The sequence below is a fragment of the Erwinia pyri genome (genome assembly GCF_030758455.1).
Taxonomy (GTDB): domain Bacteria; phylum Pseudomonadota; class Gammaproteobacteria; order Enterobacterales; family Enterobacteriaceae; genus Erwinia; species Erwinia pyri.
Genome location: NZ_CP132353.1, coordinates 3,667,228 through 3,693,337, shown reverse-complemented (window position 1 = coordinate 3,693,337; position 26,110 = coordinate 3,667,228). Strand labels below are relative to the sequence as shown.

Below are 26,110 nucleotides of genomic sequence, written 5' to 3'. Positions count from 1 at the left end.
CAGAGGACAGGCGAATTACAGGGTTTCGGGACGCGGCTGAACCGGCGGCTTCACCTCTGCAGGAATAGGACAGTGATAGGGGGTTTCGCTGGTCTGCTCAAAATGGGCTTTTTTCACCTGCGCCAGCAGCACCTTGTCGGTCAGCACGTCAATGGCCGTGGCGGCCATAATTTTGGCCACGTGGGTCAGGCCCTTATGCGCAGCAGGCATCTTGCCCTGCGCTGTTAACTGCCACGAGTGGCCCGGCGTGCCCAGCGCCATGGTAGGCACATGCGCCTGAACGGTTGGGATCACCCAGCTTACGTCGCCAACGTCAGTAGAGCCGATCATGGTTTCGCCATGGGTATCCAGAGGAATGATGAAGTCGCTGAGCGGTTTTGGATCGGTGGGTTTAACCCCGGCTTTGCGGTAATCGCTGGCGATCTCTTCTGCGCTGAGGGTGGCCTGGATCTCGGCGGCAAACGCCAGATCTGCTTCGTCAAATTGCACGGTTCCCAGCGCTTCAAAATTACGCTGCATCGCCTCTTCCAGCGGACGGTTGCCCAGCAGGTTAGAGACGGCGCTCATTATGCTGATCTCGACCTGGGTATCGGTCATCATCGCGGCACCCTGGGCGACACGCTTCACGCGTTCGTTCAGATCGAACATGCCCTGCACATCACGGGAGCGGATGGCGTAGCGTACCGCCGCTTTAGCCTGCACGACGTTCGGCGCAATGCCGCCTGAATCCAGCATCGCATAGTGAATACGCGAATCCTGCGGCACATGCTCACGCAGGAACTGGACGCCCACGTTCATCAGCTCAACGCCGTCCAGCGCGCTGCGGCCCAGATGAGGAGAGGCGGCCGCATGCGAAGATCGGCCGGTAAAGAAGAAGTCCATCCGGGTGTTCGCCAGCGACAGCGCTTTAGCCACCTCATGATGCCCACTGGGGTGCCAGGTGATCGCTACGTCAACGCCATCAAAGGCGCCTGCCCGCGCCATAAATGATTTCGCCGCGCCGCCTTCTTCCGCCGGGCAGCCATAATAGCGCACGCGCCCCGGCAGGCCGCTCTCTGCCAGCCACTCTTTCAGCGCCGTTGCTGCCAGCATCGCCGCAGAACCCAGCAGATTATGACCACAGCCGTGGCCCTGACCGTTGCCCGGCAATGGCGAGTAATAGGCCACGCCCGATTGCTGGCTCAGCCCCGGCAGCGCATCATATTCACCCAGAATGGCAATGACTGGGCCGCCTTCTCCCGCTTCACCCATCACTGCCGTGGGAATGTCGGCCACGTTTTCCGTGACGCGGAAGCCCTGCTGTTTCAGCATGGCGGTATGTTCCGCCACCGACCGGTATTCGGTATAGCAAATCTCAGGCATGCCCCAGACGCGATCGCTCAGTTCGCAGAATTCGGTACGGTGTTCATCCACTAACTTCCAGACTAACTCTTTGTTTTGCATGGCTGTCCCCAGAGAACGTGATTGGGTGAGAAGGGAGCCGGAATGGCCCGGCTGGTTTCAGCATGCAAGAGAGTGGCGGCCAATTACCAATGAGCAATTTGCCTGACCCATTCCGGAACTGCATAGTTTTTGCTCATCAGGCGGCAGAGGGCGTTTGCTCGCACTCCCGCGCGCATTGCCAGAACGTTTCTGCAGATCCCGCCCGCAGCACCGGCTGGCGATAAAGCCGGATATCCAGCGGCATATCCCAGCAGGTGCCGCCTGCCCGCACCAGCGCGCCGCTGGCTAGTTCGGCCGTGAGCAGGCTCTCCGGCAGCCAGGCCACGCCGCTGCCAGCCATCGCCATCGCCTTGAGGTTGATCGACATACCGTTTTCATAAATCGCTTCCAGCGGCAGCGAGTTGATCGGCTCGGAGTGGGCCAGCGCATGGGCGAAGAAGGAGTGATGGCCATAGCTGAGGAACGGTATGGGATCGTTATTCACGCCAATGGGATAGAGCGGCTTGCCTGCACTGTCCGGACGACAGACCGCAATGGCCCGCTCCGTGCCGAGTTGTAGCATCGGATAGTGTTTTAACTGCTGGATCAACGCCACCGAGTCGTGGGCATAGGTCAGCAGGAAGTCAGTCTCGTCCGAATGCAGCAGAGCAATATGCTCTACAAAAGTGGGTTTTTGATCGCAAAGCCGGATGTAGCCCAGCTGCCTCTGTTGCTTCAGCTGCTCTATCCAGTCGGGGAAAAAGGTCAGCGACAGGGTATTCAGCATGGCAAAGCGCAATACGGAGGTGCGTTTTTCATAGCGCTGATGCAGATCGCTGCGCAGATGGCTCAGGGAGAAGACCGTTTCGCTGGCGGTGATCAGGAAGGCCTGACCTTCAGGCGTTAAGGTTACCGGGTAAGTCTTGCGACAGAAGAGCGGGACGCCCAGCCACTCCTCCAGCTGACGAATACGACGGCTGAGCGCGGACTGGGTAATGTGCCGCTCGTCGGCGGCGCGGGTGAAGGTAGAGCAGCGTGCAACACTCAGGAAATCTTCGAACCATTTCAATTCCATAGTCAAGCCTCGTTCTGGATGAAAAGGGAAGGGGTTTTCAACTGACGCAGGAAACACGCAAAAAACGCGCCACTGTGAGAAACGGCCCTGAAATCGCTGTTTTTCGTTGGTCAGACTGCGATAATGCGGGATATCCGCCATTAAAAGCGCACAGCGCGCGGAAAATGCACTCTGTCAGTGCAGGAAAAGTCAGGCAGGCAACAGGAGAGCAGCATGGAATATGAATTTTTACGCGACCTTACCGGCGGGGTGAAGGTACGCATGTCGATGGGACATGAAGCGGTCGGCCACTGGTTTAATGAGGAAGTGGAAGGCAACCTGGCGCTGCTGGATGAGGTAGAGGCCGCCGTTAAAGAGGTGAAAGGCAGCGAACGGCAGTGGCAGCGCATCGGCCATGAATATACGCTGTGGCTGGATGAAGAAGAGGTTATCGTCCGGGCCAACCTGCTCAGCGTGGAAGGCGACGAGATGGAGGAGGGAATGAATTACTACGACGAAGAGAGCCTGTGCTTTTGCGGCGTGGAGGATTTCCTGGCGGTGATCGCCGCTTACCGGGCGTTTTTGCAGGGGCGATAAAACAGGGAGCGGATAGCCGCCCTCTGTCTGTTCTGTTATCACGGCTTACGCGCAGAGCGCGCCGAAACCTGGTCTCAGAGAATATGCAGCACCTGACGGAAGAAGTTGCGCACAATTTCGAACGTCGACCAGATACCAATCAGAGAGATAATCCCCAGCAGCGCCTGCTCCCAGAGACGGTTTGCCTGGCCTGCCAGCATAAAGGATTTACGGCTGGTCATGATAAACAGCCCAATCAGCAGCGGTGGCAGGACCAGCGACGTAGCCACGCTGGTGCCCAGGATATTAAGCACCACTAAATCCGGCGCGCCTGGCAAGGTGACGATCACCGGCAGAATAATATAGACCGCAATCTGTACCCGCTTGAACCAGGGGTTATCATCCGGCGTGGCGTACCGTTCGCTCAGCTTGCCTGAATGATGCACGCAGCTGAAAATCAGGGAGCAAAAACCCCGGGCCTGAGAAGGGAAGCTGGTAAAGCTGGCAAGGAAGATGCAGGTCCAGAGCAGATAGGGTCCGGCTGGCCCCACCACGCTGGACATCATGGCCGACAGGTTATTTTCATCGGCGATAGTGTTGCCGGAGCCATGCACAACCTCCGCCGCCACGCTCCAGAACAGCACGTTGATCACCAGCATCGGCAGCATGCCAAACAGCAGATCGAGCTGTTGAAGCTTACGGTATTTCGGGCCGGTCCAGCCCTTATCACGCATAAAACCGGGGTAGAGCAGATTGCTGGTGGAGCCCCCGATGGCGCCGATGGTGGAGACGGCGATAAACACCGCAAAGAAGGGGCCGGCATTTTCCGGCAGGCCGAAGGTCAGCCCGTTCATAAAGCCGCTGAAATCAAAATGGCCGACTTTGTACATCGCAAACAGGAATGAGCCAATCATGATCACCGAAGCGATGCGCGCCAGCGTTTCCAGATGGCGATACTGATTGCGGGTCATCATCATCAGCAGCGTGATGGCCACAATCACCACGCTCCACAAAAAGACGCCCCAGGTTTCTCCGCCCGTCTTATTGAACAATTGATAGAGACCCACCGCGCCTGCGCGCAGAAAACTCATCTGCACGACCAGCGCCACAATGGCGATCAGGATACCGAAAAACAGCGGAAACCCGCGCCAGACCCGCTTGTAACCCTGCACAATATCGTTATCACCGAAGCGGTTCATCAGCGTGTATTTGGCGATATAAGAGATCATAAACCCGCGGGCCAGCAGGGCTATCACCAGCGTCCAGAGCAGATCGTAGCCATAGTTGGCGCCCGCCACGGTGGAGGCGACGAGATCGCCGGTGCCTAAAAAGGTCATGGCCAGCACTAATCCTGGCCCAAAGCTGCGCACGTAGCCGCGCACGGTGGTGGGCAGTTGGTGATCTGCCGCCGGGATGTTCACTTCCTGTTGCGATGTACTCATGGTGACACCTCACGATGAGGGTGAACGGCATGGCTTTGCGCTCTTTTGTCGTTCACGGTAGGGGTTTAAGGTAAAAAAGCGCTACAGAGTAGCGCTGTGGGTCTGGTGGGGAATATTTCAGCTCAGGGGCGATCAGACTCCGCTGGTCACCGCCTGATGTTTATGAACCTGCTCGTGGTCCACGATAGGTTCGACTTTGCCCAGCAGGAACAGATAGTTAAGGATGCCGATCACCACCAGCGCGGCGGAGAAGACCAGCGCCCAGGTGAAGGAGCCGGTGGCGGCAACGATAGCTCCGGTGACGATAGGGCCAATAGCGCCGCCCATATTGGAAACGGTATTTTGCAGACCGGCGACGATAGAGACGCTGTTCTGCGGCGCCACGTCGCCTGGCAGTGCCCAGACCTGAGAGGCGGCAACGGTAGTGCCGGACTTGGCAATACAGAGCAGCAGCACGGTCATAAAGACAGAGTCGGTAAACGGCGCGAAACCGATGCAGAGCGCCATCAGCAGACCAATGGTCAGGAACAGCTTACGGGTAGCCGTCAGCGACAGGATCTTTTTATGCACGATACGGTCAGATGCCCAGCCAGCAATCACCTCAATCACCATGCCACACAGTAACGGCAGCGCGGCGATCATCCCCATCTTAATGAAGTCCATGCCTTTCTCTTTCACCAGATAGGTTGGTAACCAGGTGATAAAGAAGTAGGAGGTGTAGTTGATGGTAAAGAAGCCAATACACATCGCCCAGATATTGCGGTAGCGCAGCAGCTTGTACCACTTCATGGGCCGGACGCCTTTGTCGCCATGCTTGCGTACCTGACCGTCGCGGATCAGCCGCACCTCCTGCTGGCTGATGCTCTTGTGCTCTTCCGGGTTCTCAGAGTAGATAAAGTACCAGGCAATAACCCAGAACAGCCCGACCGCACCAATAATCAGGAAGGTCAGACGCCAGTCAAACATGTAGATCATCCAGACGATCAGCGGCATAGCCACGGCACCGCCAAACTTAGAGGCGCTGTCAAACAGGCCGGAGACGGTTGCCCGCTCTTTGTCCGGGAACCAGCGCGCGGTGATCCCGGCATTGCTCGGATAGGCCGCCGCTTCGCCAACGCCCAGCGCCAGACGCAGCGCCAGCAGCGATTTGAAGCCGGTGGCCAGGCCCATCATCGAGGTAGCGATGGACCACCAGGCTACGGCCAGGCCGAGACCTTTCTTCTGGCCGAAGCGGTCAGCAAACCAGCCTGCCGGAATTTGCAGCAGCGAGTAGGACCAGAAAAACGCGGCCATGATAAAGCCCATCATCTCCGGATCCAGGCTGAGTTCATCAATCAGATGAGGCGCAGCGGCGGAGAGCACGGTACGGTCGATATAGTTAATGGCGATCGCCAGCCACATCAGGCCTGCGATCCACCAGCGGATACGGGTGTTACCTGCTTGAGTTTTCATAGTTATAGCCCGGTACAGAGGTTATTATTGGCTGAATCGTTGTTCAGCTTTCTTGCCGGGAGCGGGAACGGCGCTCCGGGATCGTTAAAGCGAATTCATCACGTTCGGCGGACGCTGCTGCTGCTTAATACAGGCAATAATCTGCTGCACGCAGCGCTCGCCAATGGCGCTGATCGCCCCGTCGGTATAGCCCGCGATATGGGAGGTCGGCGTAAAGTTTGGCAGCGAGAAGAGGGGATGTTCCGCCAGAGGCTCATGGTCGAACACATCGGCTGCGGCACCGGCAATAACATTGTCTAGCAGCGCCTGATAAAGATCGGTTTCGCTGACTACACCACCGCGTGAGACGTTAATCAGAAACGCCGATTTCTTCATCTGCCGGATGCGGGCGGCATCAAACAGGTTACGGGTTTCATCGGTTAACGGCGTGTGCAGCGTGATGAAGTCGCTCTGTGCGGTCAGCTCGTCCAGAGTGACGAACTCAATATTGTGTTCAGCAGCAAACTTTTCGTCCGGGTAAAAATCAAAAGCGATAACCCGCATAGCGAAGCCGCTGGCGCGCAGCGCGACCTGCTTGCCAATGTTACCGAGGCCGATGATCCCTAACGTTTTGCCATAAACATCGGTGGCAAAAATACGCGGCCAGTTGCCCGCCCGGGTTTCCGTCACCGCGGTGGTAATCTGGCGGGCGGCGTTGAGGATCAGGGCAAAGGCAAAGTCAGCGACCGCATGCTTGTTGGCGTCCGGCACGTTGGTGACAAAGATTTCCCGGGCCTGCGTAGCCTTCAGGTCGATATTATCGACGCCCACGCCATGCTTGCAGACGATCTTCAGCTGCGGCGCCAGCGCCAGCAGCGCCTCGTTAACCTCGGTAAACGCCACTATCATTGCCACGGTATCGGGCAGATGCGGCGCCAGTACGCTAAGCGGAGCATCGGCAGGCAGGGCGATCAGTTCAAATCCCTGCGCCTGCAGATCCCTGATCGGCTGCTGGTCATATTTAGCGAATGAGGGTGAAGTACAGATCACTTTCATTAGAGTGTTCCCTGGTGTCAGGCAGCCAGCGCCCGCGCGCTGGCGCAAAATTATTGGGTATACTGATTCACGATCTGGCGAATGCGCTGCTCTTCTTCAGCGCTGAAGCGCACGGCATAGCGGCTTTCACCCACATCATGGCCCATTAACGCCACGGCTTTTTTCACCGCGGCAGGGGAGAAGGCGACGCTGTAGAGATCGGTACGCAGGCCGGTGACGTTCTCCTGCGCCTTGCGTGACCCCTCAATATCCCCGGCGCTGAAGTGCGCCCAGATAGCGTTGATCTCTTTGGGGGCCACGTTAGCCAACCCGGAGATGCAGGCGGAACAACCCTCAACAAAGCCCTGATGGATCAGCGAGTCGGGGCCGTTGAGTACGTCGAAATTCTCCATGCCTTCTGCCGCCTTCAGGAAGCCGCTCAGGCTTTCATAGCTGCCCGCGCTGTCTTTAATACCAATGATGTTCGGGTGTGCTGCCAGGGTACGCACGCTCTCTGGCTGCAGCGTATTGCCGGTACGAGCCGGAATGTTGTAGAGGAAAACCGGCACATCCAGCGCGTCTGCCACCGCTTCGTAATGGGCGATCAGCTCTTGCTGCTTAAGCGGGACAAAATAGGGCGTAATGACTGACACAGCGTCAACGCCCAGCGCCGCCACCTGCCTGCCAAGGCGAATTGTTTCACGGGTGGAGATCTCGCCAATATGCGCCACAACAAAGGCTTTTCCTGCCACCTCTTCCACGCAGGTTCTGGTAACGGCCAGCTTTTCCTGCTCATTCAGTACGAAAAACTCGCCGTTGGTGCCGCCGCAGAAAATGCCGTTGCCGGCCGCCAGCTGACGCTGAATTTGCTGGCGCATTGCCGGTTCGTTGTAGTCGCCTTCCGCAGTGAACGGAGTGACGATAGCGGTCAGCACGCCGGTAATTTTTTTGCTCATGGTGTCCTCGTAATCGGTTAGTGGGTCAGGGTCGGGAACAGCGTCAGGTAGACGTCGCGGACGTCGCTGGCAGTGACCGGAGCCGGAACATTTTTCATCAGGCGCTGTACCTCCAGCGCGGCTTCGACCAGGTAGGGCAGGTGATCGGCGTTGATACCCAGTTCATCCAGGCTGGCAGGGAGCTGCAGCCGTTTCACCAGCGCGGAGAAATAGTCCACCAGCGCTACGGATTTCTCTTCTTCACTCAGCGAGAGATCTGCCTGCGGGATCAGATCGTATGCCTGAGCGAATTTGGCTACGGCGGCCGGACGGACAAACCGCATGCAGGGAGCCAGCAGGATGGCGTTCGCCACGCCGTGCGGAATGTGATATTTGCCGCCCAGCGGATAGGACATGGCATGCACCAGATGCGTTCCGGCATGGGCAATTGCTGCGCCGCCATAATAAGAGGCCCAAAGCATATCCAGACGTGCCGCCAGGTTGTGCGGTTCGGCCACCGCCGTCTCAAGGCTGGTAAACAGCTTTCTCAGGCCAATCAGCGCATAGTTGTCGCTGACCGGATTAGAGACCGTTGCGGTAAAGCATTCGATCAAATGACACAGCGCATCAATGCCGGTGGAAGAGGCGATATGGGCAGGCATACTGGTGGTCAGCTCGGGTGCCAGCACCACGTAATCAGGCAGCATCACCGGAGAGATAATCCCGACCTTGGTCTCTTTTTCCGGAATGGCGAGAATCGCGTTTGGGGTGGCTTCTGAACCGGTGCCTGCCGTCGTCGGGATCAGTAAGGAAGCGGTGCGGCTCTGCGGTTTTTCACCCGCCAGCAGCGCTTCCAGCGTTGGAGGCTGCTCCACGCACAGCACAGAGAGCAGCTTGGCCACGTCCAGGACGCTGCCGCCACCGACGCCGATCACCATATCAACGCCCTGGGTGTTCAGGGTGGCGAGAATAGCGGCGACATCGTGCTGGCTCGGTTCTGGCGGCACGGAGTCGATCAGTTTGACCGTTGCCACTTTTGCGCAGATCTGTTTGATCAACGCCTGTACGACCGGGATCCCGGCAATGTTTTTGTCCGTCACTAACAGGACGTGCTGTTTATGCTCAAGCAGATAGCCAATATCATTGAGCGTCTGATAGCCACTGATTACCGTGCTGTTGATATTCATTCATCTTACCTTGTCTCTGCCCACGCCCCGGAGGTGCTGGGTGATTGTATTTCGTCATTTACTCGCCTTAGCCTCACGAGCAGTGCCTAATTTTATAGGACAAATCGATTTCGATTAATTTGATCTTGCTCACATATAATCAATCGTGATTGAATATAATCATTATCAGTCGGAGCGACTCTCGCTCAGCCAGGATTGCAGGAGAAGAAATGTTGCAGCAGTGGAGCACACCTGTGCTGGTAGTCGCTGATGACTTTACCGGTGCCAACGATGCCGGCAGCGGGTTTGCCAGCGCGGGTGCAAGAGTTAACGTCCTGTTTGATGTTGCTACGCAGGCTGCGGGCGAGCAGGCGGACGTCTGGGCGATCAGCACCGACAGCCGGGCTGTCAGCGCCGGGGTGGCGGCTGAACGAACCTCTTCAGCGGTAGAGCGCTGGCAGGCTATCGCCCGGGCGGGCTGGGTATTCAAGAAAATGGACTCCACGCTGCGCGGTAATCCGGGCGCTGAAATTGAAGCAGCGCTGCTTGCCAGCGGGGCGCCTGCTGCACTGGTGGTGCCCGCTGTACCTAAGCTGGGGCGCACCACGGTAGCCGGTCAATGCTTTATCAACGGCGTGCTGCTGACCGAAACGGAATATGCCAGCGATCCTAAAACCCCGGTCCTTCATGCCAGCGTCAGCAAGCGGCTGGCGGAGCAGAGCGGGCTTGTCAGCGGGCTGATTTCTTTGCAGCAGGTTCGCCAGCCCGATCTCTGTCAAGTCCTGGCCAGGGCGATGGCGCGTGGCGAACGGTTTATCGTGATCGACGCCGAAAGCGAAGAGGATCTGCAGCGCATCATGGCAGCGGCAGCAGAGCTACCTCAGCGTCCCTTGCTGGCGGGGGCTGCCGGGCTGAGCGATGCCCTGAGTCTTTCCCTGTCGGGCGGAGGCCATGAGGCCCCTGTGGTGATGCCCGCGATCGGGCGCGCGCCCGTGCTGGCTGTTATCGGGTCGATGAGTGAGATCTCGCAACGGCAGATAGCCAGGCTTGATTCACATCACCCCTTTACCGTCGTTGATGTTGATATCCGACAACTTTTTACCGGCTGGCCGGATGCCGGACGCTGGCGACAGCGAGCTTTGAGCGCCCTGCAGCGGGGGGAGCACTGCGTGATCCGAACCTGCCAGCAGTCCGGTCAGCGGCAGGAAATTACCGCACTCTGTGAACGCTATAACCTGAGCCGCCAGCAGTTGGGCGACCAGATTTGCGCCTTTCTTGCGGACTCAACGCGCGAGCTGCTGCAGGCGTTTTCCCCCTCCGCCCTCTATCTCTCAGGCGGTGACGTGGCTATCGCTGTTGCTAAAGGTTTGGGCGCAGAGGGCTTTCAGATTAAAGGGCAGGTGGCTGGCTGCGTGCCGTATGGCCATCTGCTGAAGGTAAGAGACGATCTGCTGGTGCTCACTAAGGCTGGCGGTTTTGGTGATGACACCACTCTGGTGGACGTTTTTCGTTTTATTGAGGAGAAGGCGAGTGAGTAAAATTATTGCGGTTACCCTGGGCGACCCGGCGGGCATTGGCCCGGAAATCATCATCAAATCACTGGCTGAAGGCGAGCTTTCCGGGGCGCCAGCCGTGGTGGTAGGCTGCGCCAGTACGCTGCGCCGCATCATGGCGATGGGCATCACTCCGCAGGCAGAGTTACGCGTGCTGGATAAGGTCAGCGACGCCCATTTTGCGCCAGGCATCATCAACGTCATCGACGAGCCGCTGGCCGATCCGGAGGCGCTGAAGCCGGGCGTTGTGCAGAGAGAGGCGGGCGATTTAGCCTACCGCTGCGTCAAACGCGCGACGGAGCTGGCAATGGCGGGGGAAGTTCAGGCGATCGCTACCGCGCCGCTGAATAAAGAGGCGCTGCACTCCGCCGGGCATATCTATCCGGGACACACGGAGCTGCTGGCGAAGCTCACCAACAGCAAAGACTATGCGATGGTGCTCTATACCGACCGTCTCAAGGTCATTCACGTTACTACCCATATTGCGCTGCGTAAGTTCCTGGACACGCTGGGCCGCGAGCGCATTGAAACGGTTATCGGCATGGCAGACACCTTCCTGAGGCGCGTCGGATTTGAAAATCCCCGCATTGCCGTCGCCGGCGTCAATCCGCATGCTGGCGAAAATGGCTTGTTTGGCGACGAGGAGATCAAGATTGTTGCTCCATCGGTTGCGGCGATGAAAGCTAAAGGGCTGAACGTGGCTGGACCCTGCCCACCGGACACGGTTTTCCTGCAGTGTTACGAGGGACAGTATGACATCGTGGTGGCGATGTATCACGATCAGGGGCATATCCCGCTGAAGCTTCTGGGCTTCTATGATGGGGTGAATATCACCGCCGGACTGCCGTTTATCAGGACCTCGGCAGACCACGGAACGGCCTTTGATATTGCCTGGACAGGTAAAGCGAAGTCTGAGAGCATGGCAATTTCCATTCAGCTAGCTATGCAGCTCGCATAAGGACCTATGAAGGGACAAAGTCGCCTCGATCAGATTATGGACTATCTGAAAAGCCATAATCTGGTCACCGTCGATCAGCTGGTGGCAGCCATTTCTGCCTCACCAGCTACCATCCGGCGGGATTTAATCAAGCTAGATCGGGAAGGTGTTATCAGCCGCTCGCACGGCGGCGTTACGCTGAACCGCTTTATTCCTGCGCAGCCCACCACGCTTGAGAAGATGCAGCGCAATCTGGTTGAAAAGCAGGCCATTGCGCAGGCCGCCGCCAGTCTGGTGAAGTCCGGCGACTCTGTGGTTCTGGATGCAGGCACCACCATGCTGGAGCTGGCCCGTCAGCTGACCCATCTGCAGCTACGGGTCATCACTTCCGATCTGCACATTGCGCTGTTCCTGTCAGAATTTAAGCAAATAGAGGTGACGATTATTGGCGGACGCATCGATGACTCCAGCCAGTCCTGCGTGGGCGATCATGGCCGACGGCTGCTGAAGAACATCTATCCGGACGTGGCCTTTGTCAGCTGTAACTCCTGGAGCCTGGAGAAGGGCATTACCACACCTACGGAGGAGAAGGCGGTGCTGAAAGAGGATCTGCTGGGGAATGCCCGCCGTCGCGTGCTGCTGGCAGACAGCAGTAAATATGGCTCCTGGTCACTGTTTTGCGTCACGCCGCTGCAAAATCTCACCGATATTATTACCGATTCGCATCTCAGCGAAGAGGGGCTTGCGGCGCTGCGAGGGCAGGCCTTCAGCCTGACGCTCACCCATTCCTGAAGCAAAAAAACGGGCGGCCTCAGGCCACCCGCTTCTTATGCTTACTGCGTTTTATCATGCTTACTACGTTTTTAATCCCACAGCCGGAATGTTACGACCGTAGTAGATCTCGCGCATCTCTTTCCACAACAGATCGGTAATACGCTTGTGCTCCTGCGGGCTCAGCTCTTCCGGTTTGGTGTTGAACAGATAGTGTTTTAAATCGAACTCTTTCAGCAACATCTTGGTATGGAACATATTTTCCTGATAGACGTTGACGTCCAGCATGTCATACATCGCTTTCATATCTTCAGACATAAAGTTCTGGATCGAATTGATCTGGTGATCGATGTAGTGCTTCACGCCGTTGACGTCACGCGTAAAACCACGCACGCGATAGTCGATGGTGACAATGTCAGATTCAAGCTGGTGTATTAAATAGTTCAGCGCCTTGAGCGGCGAAATCACGCCACAGGTGGAGACTTCAATATCGGCACGGAAGGTGCACAGTCCGCCTTCCGGATGGCTTTCCGGATAGGTATGCACGCAGATATGGCTCTTATCCAGATGCGCCACCACCGAGTTTGGCAGCGGGCCAGGGTGTTCCGAGTTATCGATATCTTTCGGATCAACGGGCTCTTCGCTGACCAGAATGGTCACGCTGGCACCCTGCGGTTCATAATCCTGGCGCGCGATATTCAAGACGTTGGCCCCGATAATCGAACAGGTCTCGCTCAGGATCTCCGTCAGGCGGTTAGCATTATATTGCTCATCAATGTAGGCAATGTATCCGTCACGCTCTGCGTCTGTGTTGGCGTAGCAGATATCATAGATACAAAAACTCAGGCTTTTCGTCAGGTTGTTGAAGCCATGTAGTTTAAGCTTTTGCAATTTCGTTCACCCCCTTAAATGCCCGGCTGGTCAGCCAGCGCATTCAACAAATATTGCGGCAGGGCAAAGCTGCCAGTGTGGATCGCCGGATTATAATAGCGACAGGTCAGATTTGCCGCGTCGAAACGCGACTGCAGCGTAGTCGTATCAAGCTGGCGCAGCGCCGGGTTGTTGCTGGCCCAGGCAAAGGTCATGATGCCGCCGTAATAGGTCGGGACCGCGGCCTGATAAAAGCTGACGTCGCTGAAGTAGTGGCTCAGCTTACGGTGGCTGTTAACGGCTTCATCCTGCTGCAGGAAACAGACGCCATTCTGCGCCACAAAGATGCCATTTTCATTAAGGCAGCGATGGCAGCCCTGATAAAATTCAGAGGTAAACAGACTTTCGCCCGGACCAATTGGGTCAGTACAGTCAGAGATAATCACATCAAACTTTTCACGGCAACTACTGACAAAGTTGACGCCATCCTCAATCACCAGCCTGAAACGCGGATCGTCATAGGCGCCTGCGCTGTGGTTTGGCAGATACTGCTGGCAGAAGGTCACCACGCCCGCGTCGATCTCCACCATGGTGATCTGCTCTATCCCTTTATGGCGGCTCACTTCACGCAGCATGGCGCCATCGCCGCCGCCAATGATCAGCACGCGCCTGGCGTTGCCGTGCGCAAACAGGGGAACGTGCGTCATCATTTCGTGATAGATAAACTCATCGCGCTCGGTGGTCTGGACCACGCCGTCCAGCGCCATAACGCGGCCTAAAGCGGCATTTTCAAAGATAACCAGATCCTGATGAGCGGTTTGCTCACGGTACAGAACCTTATCAACAGAGAAATACTGTCCAAATCCGGTATGAAGGGTTTCATACCACATCTCTTTATCGGCCAAGGTGGAATTCTCCTTATTACTGCCACGAAAAATGGGCGCAATATAGTAGCTAACTCTGACCGTGGTTGCACGGTCAAATTATCAACAGTGTGGGGTGAAAAGCGGGGATTACTTCACGTAGGCGAGCAGGCTGAGTGAATCACGTGCCAGAGATTTACATTTAGTGTCGTTAGGCACGGCAATACCGCTGAGGTCACGGTAGCTCTCTTCACCCAGCGCTTTCATATTAAAGCTGCTGTAGTTCGCCAAATCCCAACGATTCTGCTGAGCAAAAAAGACCAGCGCCCGGCGGATCTGGCCATCCGGGAGATCCTGATAACCACAGTCATTTTTCAGGTAGACAAAGACCGCCGTCAAATCCGCCAAATCTTCAGCTTCTGACTCACTAAGTGCGAAACTTGTCGACGAGAAGCCAAAGAGACTCAGTAACAACAGAGCCTTGATGCTCTTCTTCATAATTGATCTCAATCGATTGTAATAGAGTGACGTTAGCACAGTTATTCGCAGGGTTCAGACAATTTTGCGGCAGAAAACGCCGGATAAGGTCATTTTCTCTGCCGCCGGACAGCAACGCTTGACCTTCCCGGTAGGGAAGGGTTTATGCTTCCCGATAAGAATTTCCTGCTAAGTCTGGATTAGGATTATGCAACGTCGTGATTTTATTAAGCTAACCGCCGCAATGGGTGCTGCCAGCGCGCTACCTTTATGGAGCCGCACTGCCCTCGCTGACGATCGTCGTCCGGAACTGCCCATTCCGCAGCTTTTAACGCCCGATCCACGCGGCGTGATGAACATTACTGCCCGTACCGGCAGTAAAGTGTGGCGTGGCAAAACCGTTCCAACCTGGGGCTACAACGGCGATCTGCTTGGCCCTGCTATAGAGCTGGAAAGCGGTAAGCCGGTGACGCTTAACGTGCGCAATACGCTGCCGGAAGCCACCACTGTTCACTGGCATGGCTTAGCTATCCCGGGCGACGTGGACGGTGGGCCACAGGCGGTCATTGCGCCAGGCGAGAGCCGTACGGTGACCTTCACTCCCAGTCAACCTTCAGCAACCTGCTGGTTTCATCCCCATCTGCATGGCAGAACAGGGTATCAGGTCGCACAGGGGCTGGCGGGGCTGATCGTCGTTAAAGATATCGCGGGTGAAAAGCTGCTGCTGCCCAAAATCTGGGGCGTGGATGACATCCCGGTCATCTTGCAGGATAAGCGGTTAAACAGCGACGGCAGCAAAATAGAGTACGAGCTGGACGTCATGAGCGCGGCGGTAGGCTGGTTTGGCGATACCATGCTCACCAACGGCGAGATCTTTCCTCAGCACGCGGTGCCGCGGGGCTGGCTACGTCTCCGGTTGCTGAACGGCTGCAATGCCCGCTCGCTGAATCTGACAACCAGCGATCGTCGCCCGATGTATGTCATTGCCAGCGACGGCGGGCTGCTTGCTGAGCCGGTGCAGATGAGCGAGCTGGCGATGATGCCCGGTGAGCGCTTTGAAATCCTTGTTGATACTCACGACGGCAAAGCCTTCGATTTACAGACGCTGCCCGTCCGTCAGATGGGCATGTCGCTGGCGCCTTTCAATCAGCCGCTGCCGGTGCTGCATATCGTTCCGCTGCAAATTTTAGCCAGCGGTACGCTGCCGGATAAGCTGGTCGATCTGCCAGCCTTACCGGCAACGCAGGGAATAAAAGAGCGCTGGCTTCAGCTGACGATGGATCCTGAACTCGATCGCCGCGGCATGCTGGCGCTGATGGAGAAATATGGTCATGCGGCCATGGCGGGGATGAGTGGCGATGCGCATGATGATGAGTCTGCTGGCGGAGAGAGCGAGATGGCCGGTATGGACCACGGCACAATGGCGAATCAGAGTGCTGCGGGCGGCATGGATCACAGCCAGATGAATCAGGCCGGTATGGATCATTCGTCGGCAGAGGCAAAATCGCGGACGGCGGCTTATGATTTCCACAACGGCAATAAGATCAACGGGACGGCCTTCAATATGTCGCAGCCCGCATTTGACGTAAAGCGTGGCGTTGTCGAGAAGTGGACGATCTCTGGTGAAGGGGATGAGATGCTGCACCCGTTCCATATACATGGCATGCAGTTCCGCATTCTCTCTGAAAATGGCAAGCCGCCGGCACCGCACCGCAGCGGCTGGAAGGATATCGTACGTGTGGAGGGCTGGCGCAGCGAGGTTCTGGTCCGTTTCGATCACACGGCCAGCAAAGAGCACGCCTATATGGCGCATTGCCACCTGCTGGAGCATGAGGATACCGGTATGATGACCGGGTTCACCGTGAGTGACGAAGGGACGGCATAATTTGTACAGTCGTTGATAAGGGGATGCGTAAGGAAGCAGATGATAAAACGGCTTTCTCTGTTAGCCAGACCCCTAATGAAAAATCCTAAAAACGTCCAGCTTCTGGCCCTCTTTAAAAGAGGGCCACTGTTTACTGGTTAGGATTAGCCTGAGAAGGAAGAAATTTAGAATGGCGCTGTTAATAGTTTTAAGCTGTTAATTAATTTTGCCTTATTATTTATTCCATTATTTATAATCAGAGTCTGAAGATGCTGGCGACTCTGTAATAAACTGGCCCTGCCTGAGTATTTTCTTATTTGCCTGATTTGCATTAAGTTACCCGCTGGTTTTTACATTGACTCATAAGATGAGCAGCCATAACGTTAACTCAAATTCAGCAACCTGAAGTTACCCTCCTTATGAATAAACATGATCTGGTAAAGGAAAGGATCGTCTATGCAGACAACAAGAATTTTGTTGCGGATATAAATATTTTATTTACCACTGACAAGCGATATCTCACCTATTGTGGCGTCTGCCTCTTTTCCATCGCGCAGATGAACCCAGAGCTGAACCTGACTTTCCATATCTTTACTGATGAGTACAGCAAGCTTTTTCCCGCCTCTTTCTTTACTGACCACCCCAATATCAGCGTGGTTATCTACCTGTTAAATAACAAGGTTTTTGACGGGCTGCAGGTGTACGACTTTTACCCAAAATCGATCTATTATCGGGTCGTTGCCTCAACTATCCTGCATGATGAGGTCAGCCAACTGCTCTATCTGGACTGCGATATTGTCTGTAATGGCAGCATTAAACCGCTGTTAGCCATTGATATGGCTGACTATACAATCGCTGCAGTGCAGGATAAGGGGATGAACAAAGAGTACCTGACTTATCTGGGACTGGCTCGCGAGAAAAAGTATTTTAATTCCGGTGTGATGATGATTAATACCAAAGCCTGGAGGGATCATGGGGTAACGGAACAATTCTTTGTTAAAATCAAAGATAAAAAATATACTTTCCCCGATCAGGATTGCCTGAACATCATTCTGGATGATGAGGTCTTTTTCCTGGAGCAGGAGTATAACTTTATTCCAAAGAACAAAAGCACCCAGAAAAAGCCCGTTTTTATTCACTACGCCGGGCAGACCAAACCCTGGAGTATTTCGATTGAAGAGACGGGCTATAACAAAAATTATATCGATATGTACCGCAGGTCGCCGTGGAAAGATGTTCCCCTTGAGCCGCCGAAAAAAGCCTTCGAATCCTTTCACTACGCCAAAAAATTGCTGCATAAGAAACAGCCGGTGCTCGCTTCCTGGTGGCTGACTGTTTCAACGTATCAATTTATCGCGAAAAAGCTGCGCAGCAAAACGGTGTAAAGGCTGCCCGTGCAGCCTTTACACCCGGAGCAAGCCCGGTCAGAGCCGATCCAGCGCCAGCCGTAAATCCTCGATCAAATCTTCTTTATTCTCGATCCCAATAGAGACCCTGACGGTTGATTCACTGATGCCTATTCTTGCCCGTACGTCGGCAGGGACGCCGGAGTGCGTGGTGCTGGCCGGATGGCTGGCAAGCGATTCCGTACCGCCCAGGCTTACCGCCAGCTTGAACAGCTGCAGGGTATTCAGCAGGTTGAAAGCGGCCTGCTTACCGCCTGCCAGGTCAAACGAGAAGGTTGACCCTGCTCCGCTGCACTGCTTGCTGAAGACCACTTCAGCCGGAGAGCCGGGTTCAAGGAAGGAGAGGGCGTGAAGCTTTGCAATTTTGGGATGTCCCCGCAGGAAGTCAGCCACGGCAACAGCATTGTCGTTTGCCCGCTCCATACGCAGCGCCAGCGTTTCCAGCGAGCGGCCAATCATCCAGCTGGAGTGCGGATCAAGCTGCGTGCCTGTTGCGCTGCGCAACGCTTTAATCTGTCTGACCAGCGCTTTACTGCCCATCACCGCCCCGGCAATTAAATCGGAATGGCCGCCAACATATTTGGTCAGCGAATAGAGCGACAGATCGGCGCCGTGCTCAGTGGGGCGCTGGAAAACCGGCCCCAGCAGCGTGTTATCGCAGGCAATAATCGGGCGATGCTGCTGTTTGCGCTCAATGGCATCCGCCACCCGCGCGATTAACGCAATATCCACCAGGCTGTTGGTTGGGCTAGCCGGAGACTCGATCAGGATCACAGAGACGCGACCCTGCTGCATCGCCTGTTCGGCTGCTGCCTGGACGATCTCTTCATCCAGCCCATTAGCAAAACCCACCGCCGACACGTTCAGCTTGCGGAACGTTTTACTGAGCAGCGTTTCGGTTCCGCCATAGAGAGGCTGCGAATGCAGAATCGCATCGCCGGGTTCGATAAAAGTGAGCAGGGTGGTGGAGATAGCGGACATGCCGGAGGAGAAGAGGGCCGCGCTCTCGGTTCGTTCATAAATAGCGAGCCGGTCTTCCACGATTTCGCTGTTGGGATGATTAAAACGGGAATAGACCAGACCGTTTGCTTCACCTGCGGGCGGCTCTTTCCGGCCAGAGACATAATCAAAGAAGGCTTCTCCCTCTTCGGCTGAAGTGAACACGAAGGTTGAAGTTAAAAACACCGGCGGCTTAACGGCCCCTTCCGATAAGGTGGGATCATAGCCGTAGTTAAGCATCTGGGTTTCCGGATGCAGCTCACGCGCGCCAATATGGGTCTTTTTAGAATGAGAGGAAGCCATGCAATCTCCTGCCGACAGGCATGCTGAGAGGGGTAAGTTCAGCTTACGTTACCCTGTGCGGGTGGGGGGGAATAAATAAATTATCGTTCTAAGGTTAAAACCTTTTGCATGATGAAATATCGCTAATGCCCTCTTTGGAAGTCTGTACGTCTATTTTAAGATTGCCGTCCCGTGCTGCGCAACAACAGGAAACGGGGCGGCAAGATGTGATAGACTTCGCTGCTTCCTTAAGCCATCAAAACCGACAAAAGTTATGAAACATACCGTAGAAGTGATGATCTCCGAAGCGGAGATTGCAGAGCGCATTGCTGAGCTGGGCCAGCAGATTACCGAACACTATCGCGACAGCGGCAGCGACATGGTGCTGGTTGGCCTGCTGCGCGGCTCCTTTATGTTTATGGCCGATCTCTGCCGTAAAATTGAGGTGTCGCATGAAGTTGATTTCATGACGGCCTCCAGCTATGGCAGCGGCATGTCCACCACGCGGGATGTGAAAATCCTGAAGGACCTGGATGAAGATATCCGGGGCAAAGATGTGTTGATCGTTGAGGACATCATTGATTCAGGCAATACCCTGAGCAAAGTGCGTGAAATTCTCAGCCTGCGTCAGCCGAAATCCCTGGCTATTTGTACGCTGCTGGACAAGCCTGAGCGCCGGGAAGTGGAGGTGGGCGTCGAGTATGTGGGCTTCACCATTCCGGATGAGTTTGTGGTGGGATATGGCATCGATTATGCGCAGCGCTATCGCCATCTGCCTTACGTGGGCAAAGTGGTCATGCTGGATGAGTAGCTGAACTGAGCGGAGGTTTCCGCTCAGCATCACCGCACAAACGACTAAGGCCGGCGATCCCGGCCTGTTATATTATGCGTCGCCGTCGCGAGGACTTTCCAGATCGTTGAGCAGGTTAGCAATACCGTGACGGTAGCGCTGCTCAAGGGTTTCACGGTTAGTGGCCGCCACTTCCAGGTCACGCAGATAGCCGTCCTGAATGCCGTAAACCCAGCCATGAATAGTCACTTTCTGACCGCGCTTCCACGCTGACTGCATGACCGTTGAATGGCCCAGGTTATAAACCTGTTCAATCACGTTGATTTCACACAATTTGTCGAAGCGTTTTTCTGGCGGCAGTTCACCCAGTAACGAACTATGCTTGTACCACAGATCGCGGATATGCAGCAGCCAGTTGTTGATCAGGCCCAGCTCCGGATTTTCCACCGCAGCCTGCACGCCGCCACAACCGTAATGTCCGCAGATGATGATGTGTTCCACTTCTAACACCTCAACGGCGTACTGCACCACGGAGAGACAGTTTAAATCCGTGTGAATGACCAGGTTGGCCACATTGCGGTGAACGAACAGTTCGCCCGGCTCCAGCCCCGTCAGGCGCTCGGCAGGAACGCGACTGTCAGAGCAGCCAATCCAGAGAAAACGGGGCTTTTGCGCCAGTGACAGACGCTCAAAGAAGCCAGGATCTTCTTCTTTCAGCAGCTTGGACCATTGGCGATTGTTGCTGATAAGGGTATCAATATCTTTCATGTTAGTGTCGACCAAAACTCGAAATGCGTTGCGGTAATATAGGACAATGCGGCGTGATTTAAAACGGCAAACAAGAAAACCACACAAAACAGGGCACTCTTTTACCTATGACTTATGCACTGGAACTTGAAAAACTGACCAAAACCTATGCAGGCGGCGTTCAGGCCCTCAAGGGAATTGATCTTAACGTAGAAGCCGGTGACTTCTATGCGCTGCTTGGCCCCAACGGGGCAGGCAAATCCACTACCATCGGCATCATCAGCTCGCTGGTTAACAAAACGGCCGGCAAGGTGCGGGTGTTTGGCTACGACCTCCAGCAGGATGTGGTCAACGCCAAACGCCAGCTTGGCCTGGTGCCGCAGGAGTTCAACTTCAACCAGTTTGAGACGGTGATGCAAATCGTGGTCAGCCAGGCTGGTCTGTATGGCGTGGAAAAGCCGGATGCGCTGAAGCGGGCGGAAAAGTACCTCAAGCAGCTCGATCTCTGGGAGAAGCGCAACGAACGCGCGCGCATGCTCTCCGGCGGGATGAAGAGGCGCCTGATGATCGCCCGTGCGCTGATGCATGAGCCAAAGCTGTTGATCCTTGATGAGCCTACGGCGGGAGTAGACATTGAGCTACGTCGCTCTATGTGGACATTCCTGCAGGATCTGAATGCCAGGGGCACCACCATCATTCTCACCACCCATTACCTGGAAGAAGCGGAGATGCTGTGCCGCAATATCGGCATTATCCAGCGCGGTGAACTGGTGGAAAACACCACTATGAAAGGGCTGCTCTCTAAGCTGAAGTCCGAAACCTTTATTCTCGATCTCGCGCCTAAAAGTCCGTTACCCGAGCTGGATGGTTTTCAGTACCGGCTGGTGGACACCGCCACGCTGGAAGTGGAAGTGCTGCGCGAGCAGGGGCTGAACAGCGTGTTCAGCCAGCTGAGCCATCAGGGCGTGCAGGTTTTAAGTATGCGCAACAAGGCTAACCGCCTTGAGGAGCTGTTTGTCGATCTGGTCAACGGTCGCAAAGGAGAGAAAGCATGACACATCTTTATTGGGTCGCCCTGAAGAGCATCTGGGGTAAAGAGATCAACCGTTTCGCCCGTATCTGGATCCAGACGCTGGTGCCGCCGGTGATCACCATGACGCTCTACTTTATTATCTTCGGCAACTTAATCGGTTCCCGCATTGGTGATATGCACGGCTTCAGCTACATGCAGTTTATCGTGCCTGGCCTGATTATGATGGCGGTGATCACCAATGCCTATGCCAACGTCGCTTCCTCCTTCTTCAGCGCTAAATTCCAGCGCAACATTGAAGAGCTGCTGGTGGCCCCGGTGCCCACTCATGTAATCATCGCTGGCTACGTAGGTGGTGGGGTGGCGCGTGGCGTTTGCGTGGGCATATTGGTTACGGCTATTTCACTGTTCTTTGTTCCTTTCCATGTCCATTCATGGTCAATGGTCGCCGTAACGCTGCTGCTGACGGCGATCCTTTTCTCGCTGGCGGGCCTGCTGAATGCGGTCTTTGCACGGACTTTTGACGACATCAGCCTGATCCCCACCTTTGTGCTGACGCCGCTTACCTATCTGGGCGGGGTATTCTACTCCCTGACGCTGCTGCCGCCCTTCTGGCAGATGGTGTCAAAGCTGAATCCCATCGTCTACATGATCAGCGGCTTCCGTTATGGCTTCCTGGGTATTTCTGACGTGCCGCTGGTGTTTACGCTGGGCGTATTAGTGGCCTTTATTGTGGTGTTTTACATTCTGGTCTGGGTGCTAATCCAGCGCGGCAGAGGCTTACGTACCTAAACGTTTCCGTTAATCCCTTCCCGCCACGGGAAGGGATAGTAAACAAAATCATTCGCTTCACCTCCCGATTCTTTTTTCTTTCCTGATTTTCTCTTTCACTTATTTTCTCACTGGCAATGACTATCATACCGCTGGTAATAAAATTAACAGTACCACTTTAAATTAAGCTGAACCTGACTTATAAGGTATTGTTCATAATGTTTAATCTTATTCTCTTATTCTAAGAATTAACTGAGTAATTATTTTAAACAATATTATGGGTCAATTAAGCATATTCTCATTTATTGTGAATATCGGTTCGGATCATTTTATCGATTGTCAGGATATGTATAATAAACCCTGCTTATCAGAGTCTGTATAACTTTATGGCCATAATAATTTCAGCCATAAGGCGGCTCGCTTTTTTTTGAAAAAATTCTGGCTCGGGGAAAAATATGAACAGACTGACATGGGTGGATAACCTGCGGGGGATGAGTGTGCTCGCCGTGATTTTCCTGCACAGCACAATTGCTGTTAACGGCAATGCCGGGCACCTCACCGTAGTAACGGACGTCGTTAACCATCTGCTGGAGCCGGTAAGATTAGGACTGATGTTCTTTGTCTCGGGCCTTTTTGTCGAGAGCGGACTGAGAAAAGGCCTTGATCTCTTTGTGAAAAACAAAGTGAAGAGCATTCTCTACCCCTTTATTATCTGGGTAGGGATTTATGGCGGGCTGAAGCTGCTCTTTAATTCGGTCTCTAATAATCCGCAGTCCCCCCTTAATATTGTCCTGTCACATTTAAGCGGCGGCGGTGATATTACCTGGTTTCTGCACTCGCTGTTTATCTTTTTCCTCGTTATTCCCTGGGTGCGTCGCATTCCTTTTTATATCGTTATTCCAGTGGCGCTGATCCTCAGTTATACGCTCCCTGAAATTCCCGCCGGCAGCCTCTTTTCCAGTTTTGATAACGGCCATATCAACCGCTCATTTTACCTCTTCCCATTCTTTTATCTTGGGGATTTACTGGTACACCGGCAGGTCGATATTCCCGGCATAGTGAGCAAAAAAATGGTGCTGCTGCCCTCGGCGCTCTGCTTTATCGCTTTGTCTTCCGTTAATTTTCTTTCAGAGAGCGGTATGGAGTGGCAGCTGATGGCCCCGCTGGCGCTCTGTTCCATTCCACTGTTTATCTTTGTGGCATTACATACCAATGTGAAGCTGGTGCACTTTGTCGGCGTCAACTCCATTGTGTTTTATCTTTCGCACTATCTGGCGATCCAGGTATTTGCTAAAGCGGTGAAGTTCACCAGTGAGAAAATGGTGATTAACGATCTTAAATTTGTTGCCGCTTTCCTGTGTGCCCTGCTGCTGCCGTTAAGTATTTGCTGGTTACGCCGAAGAGGCATGCTGAACTTCCTCTTCACCCTGAAGAAAACGCCAAAAAATACCGCCACGCTTGCTCATTAGTCTCCCCCTTTCAACAGGCACCCCTGAGTGGGCGCCTGTTGTTTGCCGCGAAAACCTGCCCGATTATTTGATGTCGATCACTAAATATAAGTAAACCTTATCCCGCCGCAAACTTTCTCTCTTTTGACGCCACACACACATATCGCGAATACGTAGTACTGGTCTTAGTGTGCGCCGGTGTTGTCACGATAACTCAGGCAGGCTGCAAGCCTGTTATCCACTTGCTTAACATTGGAACATGCTTATGGCTGGTATCAACTCATTACCTACTTCTGTCACCCACGCTTCAGGACAGGCGACATCCAGCGGAACCCGTGCCCGACACACCGCCACCGCCGGTCCCTCGACCGCGGCTCCCACTCCCGCAGACGCTGCGCGTCAGCAGGCCATTAATAATATTGCTACCCAGCTGCATCACTATTTTCCTGGCGGCGGCGATCTGAATCATCTTGTTCAGGATCGTGCCAGTGAACTGCACGAGATGGGGGAAACAGCGGAAGACGTTGCTGCCACGATGGCGAAAGGATTGAAAATGGATAATATCAGTGAGGCGGTGGGGAGTGCCGTTAAAGCTTTTCCATTTTCCATTTCTGGCTACCCTGCGGGTGCCATTAAATTAGGGGCCAATATTGCCGGGGCTTCTATGAAGTCAGAGGGGCAGGGGGCAGCGATTGATGGCGCCACGGCAATGGTGCTCAAATCGGTAGGCGATAAGGTCTTTGCTCCGGTGGTCAAGGATTCCCTGTGGATGGCAGCCGATGCGGAAAAACTGGAACCAGAGATGCAGGAAATGCTTAAAAAACGTCAGGGGCTGGGGGAAAGCCTGAGACTGGCCCCATTAGGTAGTCAGGGTTTTAACGGCCGTAACGCCGTTGTCGGAACCGTGGCTACGTTAACGCACAATAATCCGCAGGCCGTCTCCCATACCAGTAACGTACTGAGTCTGGCGGCTGGAGCAGCGGGTGGCGTGTTAACGAACAAATTCAGTGCTTCTCATGGTCCCGAATACTTATTGGGAAGAACCGACTGGAAAGCACAATATGTGGCGTTGAAAAACACCAGTGTAAAACAGCAGATGAGCTCAGGCGGAGCGGAAAGACTAAAAACGCTGCTGGTCAGCGTGGCAAAGCCCAGTAACTATGCAAAGGGAGTGTTAAACGTCGTTTCAGGAAATATGCTGGCAGAAATCGGCGCTTTAGCCCTGGGGCTTGGCTTAAATGCCGCAGTGCGGTATGCCGCGCGCAACACTGGAGTAGGTGAGGCAGTGAGTTCCGCTTCTTCCGCCGCGATCGATGAGTTGACCAATCGATTAGGGGCAGGAGACCTCACAAACATGAAAGACATTGCTGCGGATCAGGCTATCAATCTGGTAGGCGCGGGACTGGCTTATGCCTTCCAGGGGGTGGCAGGGGCGCTGGCAGGACCGGCTCCCACACGTAATGATGAGGCGGTAGATCACCTTGCGGATAAGGTAGTAAATAGCGTGTTAGGGCAGAAAACCGGCGAAATCAGGGATAAAAGCGTGGATGTGGTGCAACGTGGGGCGAAAGCAACGGGGCAGTTTACCGTAGAAACGGCAGTAGCGACCAAAAGTCAGTTTATAAAAAAGGCTAACGCATTTGCAGATGGGGCAGTCAAAACCGGCAATGCAGTAGGGAGTGGCCTGAGCAGCGCGAAAAGTAGTGTTTCTGGTACCATGAGCAATGCCCGGCAGTGGACGAGCGAGCAGGTCAGGCAGCGGTTAACTTCCTCGTCACAACCGGGACAGGCAATGCCAGCCACCGCGGGTCAGACTGCGGCACCGACCGCACCGCAGCCAACGCTTCAGGCCTCATCGCAGCCCAGTGCACCGGCGATGCCTCAGCCGACGTTTCAGGCTTCAACCTCTCGCCCCGCGGCACCGCCGCCGTCAGCCGCACAGGCTTCAGCGTCACAGGCCACGTCACAGACGAGACCACAGCCTTCCGCTCAGGCTTCTGCTTCACAAACTACGGCGCAGGCGAGACCGCAGCCCTCCGCTCAGTCTTCACCATCCCAGCCTGCCGCACAAACAGCATCCTCTTCAGCTGCACCGGGCAGTTCCCGCACCGCCGCACCGCCCGCAGGCGAAAACATTGAGATGCAGCCCCTGGGGAAAAGTAAGCAGGCCTGAATTTGAAGGTATGACAGTGTGAAACAGAGGAGGCAGAGTCTGCCGTGAGAAGAGCGGGGGAGCGATCC

At 54.9% G+C, this 26,110-nt stretch carries 23 protein-coding genes; 11 read left to right on the top strand and 12 right to left on the bottom strand.

What is annotated here, in order from left to right; translation table 11 throughout:
* Nucleotides 1-15: 15 nt before the first annotated feature.
* On the bottom strand, nt 16-1,443 hold the full coding sequence (locus Q3V30_RS17555) for a M20 family metallopeptidase (RefSeq protein ID WP_306207917.1): 1,428 nt from the start codon (nt 1,441-1,443) through the stop codon (nt 16-18).
* 136 nt (nt 1,444-1,579) lie between these two features.
* A complete protein-coding gene (locus tag Q3V30_RS17550) occupies nt 1,580-2,497 on the bottom strand; it encodes a LysR family transcriptional regulator (protein WP_306207915.1) in 918 nt (305 codons plus the stop codon).
* Nucleotides 2,498-2,710: 213 nt separating this feature from the next.
* Between Q3V30_RS17550 and yacL the strand changes: the two genes are divergently transcribed.
* Nucleotides 2,711-3,073 carry a protein YacL gene (yacL, locus tag Q3V30_RS17545; protein WP_306207913.1) on the top strand — a complete coding sequence of 121 codons (363 nt, stop codon included), beginning with the start codon at nt 2,711-2,713 and terminating at the stop codon, nt 3,071-3,073.
* A gap of 74 nt (nt 3,074-3,147) precedes the next feature.
* On the opposite strand, the gene Q3V30_RS17540 is transcribed toward yacL, so the two are convergent.
* The 5 genes from Q3V30_RS17540 to Q3V30_RS17520 all read right to left on the bottom strand — a co-directional run bounded on the left by Q3V30_RS17540 (nt 3,148) and on the right by Q3V30_RS17520 (nt 9,082).
* Nucleotides 3,148-4,494: an Nramp family divalent metal transporter gene (locus Q3V30_RS17540; RefSeq protein WP_306207911.1), complete on the bottom strand. Its 1,347-nt coding sequence runs from the start codon at nt 4,492-4,494 to the stop codon at nt 3,148-3,150.
* 132 nt (nt 4,495-4,626) lie between these two features.
* Nucleotides 4,627-5,946 (bottom strand): MFS transporter, encoded by a 1,320-nt coding sequence (locus Q3V30_RS17535; protein ID WP_306207909.1) that lies wholly within the window; start codon nt 5,944-5,946, stop codon nt 4,627-4,629.
* Between the two features lie 84 nt (nt 5,947-6,030).
* Complete coding sequence (locus tag Q3V30_RS17530) at nt 6,031-6,981, bottom strand: phosphoglycerate dehydrogenase (RefSeq protein ID WP_306207908.1); 951 nt, start codon at nt 6,979-6,981, stop codon at nt 6,031-6,033.
* Between the two features lie 50 nt (nt 6,982-7,031).
* Entirely contained in the window at nt 7,032-7,916 is an 885-nt protein-coding gene (locus Q3V30_RS17525; protein WP_306207906.1) for a dihydrodipicolinate synthase family protein, read from the bottom strand.
* A 17-nt stretch (nt 7,917-7,933) separates the two neighbouring features.
* Nucleotides 7,934-9,082, bottom strand: coding sequence for an iron-containing alcohol dehydrogenase (locus Q3V30_RS17520; protein WP_306207904.1), 1,149 nt, complete (start codon nt 9,080-9,082; stop codon nt 7,934-7,936).
* A 209-nt stretch (nt 9,083-9,291) separates the two neighbouring features.
* On the opposite strand from Q3V30_RS17520, the gene dtnK reads away from it, so the two are divergent.
* The 3 genes from dtnK to Q3V30_RS17505 are packed head-to-tail and all read left to right on the top strand — an operon-like array spanning nt 9,292 to nt 12,343.
* Nucleotides 9,292-10,599: a D-threonate kinase gene (gene dtnK / locus Q3V30_RS17515; RefSeq protein ID WP_306207903.1), complete on the top strand. Its 1,308-nt coding sequence runs from the start codon at nt 9,292-9,294 to the stop codon at nt 10,597-10,599.
* Nucleotides 10,592-11,572: a D-threonate 4-phosphate dehydrogenase gene (locus Q3V30_RS17510; protein ID WP_306207901.1), complete on the top strand. Its 981-nt coding sequence runs from the start codon at nt 10,592-10,594 to the stop codon at nt 11,570-11,572. Before dtnK ends, Q3V30_RS17510 begins: the two co-directional genes overlap by 8 nt.
* A 6-nt stretch (nt 11,573-11,578) precedes the next feature.
* Entirely contained in the window at nt 11,579-12,343 is a 765-nt protein-coding gene (locus Q3V30_RS17505; RefSeq protein ID WP_306207900.1) for a DeoR/GlpR family DNA-binding transcription regulator, read from the top strand.
* Between the two features lie 63 nt (nt 12,344-12,406).
* On the opposite strand, the gene speD is transcribed toward Q3V30_RS17505, so the two are convergent.
* The 3 genes from speD to Q3V30_RS17490 form a co-directional block, all read right to left on the bottom strand.
* A complete protein-coding gene (gene speD, locus Q3V30_RS17500) occupies nt 12,407-13,213 on the bottom strand; it encodes an adenosylmethionine decarboxylase (protein ID WP_306207898.1) in 807 nt (268 codons plus the stop codon).
* Between the two features lie 14 nt (nt 13,214-13,227).
* Nucleotides 13,228-14,097 carry a polyamine aminopropyltransferase gene (gene speE / locus Q3V30_RS17495; protein WP_306207896.1) on the bottom strand — a complete coding sequence of 290 codons (870 nt, stop codon included), beginning with the start codon at nt 14,095-14,097 and terminating at the stop codon, nt 13,228-13,230.
* Nucleotides 14,098-14,205: 108 nt separating this feature from the next.
* Complete coding sequence (locus Q3V30_RS17490; RefSeq protein WP_306207894.1) at nt 14,206-14,553, bottom strand: YacC family pilotin-like protein; 348 nt, start codon at nt 14,551-14,553, stop codon at nt 14,206-14,208.
* Between the two features lie 187 nt (nt 14,554-14,740).
* Between Q3V30_RS17490 and cueO the strand changes: the two genes are divergently transcribed.
* Together cueO and Q3V30_RS17480 are read left to right on the top strand one after the other, a co-directional pair.
* The gene (gene cueO / locus Q3V30_RS17485) at nt 14,741-16,417 is read left to right on the top strand and encodes a multicopper oxidase CueO (protein ID WP_306207892.1); all 1,677 of its coding nucleotides are present in this window, start codon (nt 14,741-14,743) and stop codon (nt 16,415-16,417) included.
* A gap of 398 nt (nt 16,418-16,815) precedes the next feature.
* Nucleotides 16,816-17,781, top strand: a complete 966-nt coding sequence (locus Q3V30_RS17480) for a glycosyltransferase family 8 protein (protein ID WP_306207890.1) — start codon at nt 16,816-16,818, stop codon at nt 17,779-17,781.
* A 39-nt stretch (nt 17,782-17,820) separates the two neighbouring features.
* On the opposite strand, the gene Q3V30_RS17475 is transcribed toward Q3V30_RS17480, so the two are convergent.
* A complete protein-coding gene (locus Q3V30_RS17475) occupies nt 17,821-19,104 on the bottom strand; it encodes a cystathionine gamma-synthase family protein (protein ID WP_306207888.1) in 1,284 nt (427 codons plus the stop codon).
* Between the two features lie 253 nt (nt 19,105-19,357).
* Between Q3V30_RS17475 and hpt the strand changes: the two genes are divergently transcribed.
* Nucleotides 19,358-19,894, top strand: a complete 537-nt coding sequence (gene hpt / locus Q3V30_RS17470; RefSeq protein ID WP_306207885.1) for a hypoxanthine phosphoribosyltransferase — start codon at nt 19,358-19,360, stop codon at nt 19,892-19,894.
* 72 nt (nt 19,895-19,966) lie between these two features.
* Here the strand turns inward: hpt and can are convergent, their stop codons facing one another.
* Entirely contained in the window at nt 19,967-20,641 is a 675-nt protein-coding gene (gene can / locus Q3V30_RS17465; RefSeq protein ID WP_306207883.1) for a carbonate dehydratase, read from the bottom strand.
* A gap of 107 nt (nt 20,642-20,748) precedes the next feature.
* On the opposite strand from can, the gene Q3V30_RS17460 reads away from it, so the two are divergent.
* From Q3V30_RS17460 to Q3V30_RS17445, 4 genes are all read left to right on the top strand, one after another.
* On the top strand, nt 20,749-21,675 hold the full coding sequence (locus Q3V30_RS17460) for an ABC transporter ATP-binding protein (protein WP_306207881.1): 927 nt from the start codon (nt 20,749-20,751) through the stop codon (nt 21,673-21,675).
* A complete protein-coding gene (locus tag Q3V30_RS17455; protein ID WP_306207879.1) occupies nt 21,672-22,442 on the top strand; it encodes an ABC transporter permease in 771 nt (256 codons plus the stop codon). The genes Q3V30_RS17460 and Q3V30_RS17455 overlap by 4 nt, the downstream gene beginning before the upstream one ends.
* Nucleotides 22,443-22,876: 434 nt before the next feature.
* Nucleotides 22,877-23,890, top strand: a complete 1,014-nt coding sequence (locus Q3V30_RS17450) for an acyltransferase family protein (protein ID WP_306207877.1) — start codon at nt 22,877-22,879, stop codon at nt 23,888-23,890.
* Between the two features lie 244 nt (nt 23,891-24,134).
* The gene (locus Q3V30_RS17445; protein ID WP_306207875.1) at nt 24,135-26,042 is read left to right on the top strand and encodes a hypothetical protein; all 1,908 of its coding nucleotides are present in this window, start codon (nt 24,135-24,137) and stop codon (nt 26,040-26,042) included.
* Nucleotides 26,043-26,110 lie beyond the last annotated feature (68 nt).

Bases quoted from the DNA above. Each gene is read 5' to 3' on its own strand.
- dtnK (WP_306207903.1), top strand. From the start codon at position 9,292: ATGTTGCAGCAGTGGAGCACACCTGTGCTGGTAGTCGCTGATGACTTT.
- Q3V30_RS17520 (WP_306207904.1), bottom strand. From the start codon at position 9,082: ATGAATATCAACAGCACGGTAATCAGTGGCTATCAGACGCTCAATGAT.
- Q3V30_RS17505 (WP_306207900.1), top strand. From the start codon at position 11,579: ATGAAGGGACAAAGTCGCCTCGATCAGATTATGGACTATCTGAAAAGC.
- can (WP_306207883.1), bottom strand. From the start codon at position 20,641: ATGAAAGATATTGATACCCTTATCAGCAACAATCGCCAATGGTCCAAG.
- yacL (WP_306207913.1), top strand. From the start codon at position 2,711: ATGGAATATGAATTTTTACGCGACCTTACCGGCGGGGTGAAGGTACGC.
- Q3V30_RS17445 (WP_306207875.1), top strand. From the start codon at position 24,135: ATGGCTGGTATCAACTCATTACCTACTTCTGTCACCCACGCTTCAGGA.
- Q3V30_RS17480 (WP_306207890.1), top strand. From the start codon at position 16,816: ATGAATAAACATGATCTGGTAAAGGAAAGGATCGTCTATGCAGACAAC.
- Q3V30_RS17450 (WP_306207877.1), top strand. From the start codon at position 22,877: ATGAACAGACTGACATGGGTGGATAACCTGCGGGGGATGAGTGTGCTC.
- Q3V30_RS17530 (WP_306207908.1), bottom strand. From the start codon at position 6,981: ATGAAAGTGATCTGTACTTCACCCTCATTCGCTAAATATGACCAGCAG.
- Q3V30_RS17490 (WP_306207894.1), bottom strand. From the start codon at position 14,553: ATGAAGAAGAGCATCAAGGCTCTGTTGTTACTGAGTCTCTTTGGCTTC.
- Q3V30_RS17540 (WP_306207911.1), bottom strand. From the start codon at position 4,494: ATGAGTACATCGCAACAGGAAGTGAACATCCCGGCGGCAGATCACCAA.
- hpt (WP_306207885.1), top strand. From the start codon at position 19,358: ATGAAACATACCGTAGAAGTGATGATCTCCGAAGCGGAGATTGCAGAG.
- cueO (WP_306207892.1), top strand. From the start codon at position 14,741: ATGCAACGTCGTGATTTTATTAAGCTAACCGCCGCAATGGGTGCTGCC.
- Q3V30_RS17475 (WP_306207888.1), bottom strand. From the start codon at position 19,104: ATGGCTTCCTCTCATTCTAAAAAGACCCATATTGGCGCGCGTGAGCTG.
- Q3V30_RS17460 (WP_306207881.1), top strand. From the start codon at position 20,749: ATGACTTATGCACTGGAACTTGAAAAACTGACCAAAACCTATGCAGGC.
- Q3V30_RS17555 (WP_306207917.1), bottom strand. From the start codon at position 1,443: ATGCAAAACAAAGAGTTAGTCTGGAAGTTAGTGGATGAACACCGTACC.
- Q3V30_RS17535 (WP_306207909.1), bottom strand. From the start codon at position 5,946: ATGAAAACTCAAGCAGGTAACACCCGTATCCGCTGGTGGATCGCAGGC.
- Q3V30_RS17525 (WP_306207906.1), bottom strand. From the start codon at position 7,916: ATGAGCAAAAAAATTACCGGCGTGCTGACCGCTATCGTCACTCCGTTC.
- Q3V30_RS17550 (WP_306207915.1), bottom strand. From the start codon at position 2,497: ATGGAATTGAAATGGTTCGAAGATTTCCTGAGTGTTGCACGCTGCTCT.
- Q3V30_RS17455 (WP_306207879.1), top strand. From the start codon at position 21,672: ATGACACATCTTTATTGGGTCGCCCTGAAGAGCATCTGGGGTAAAGAG.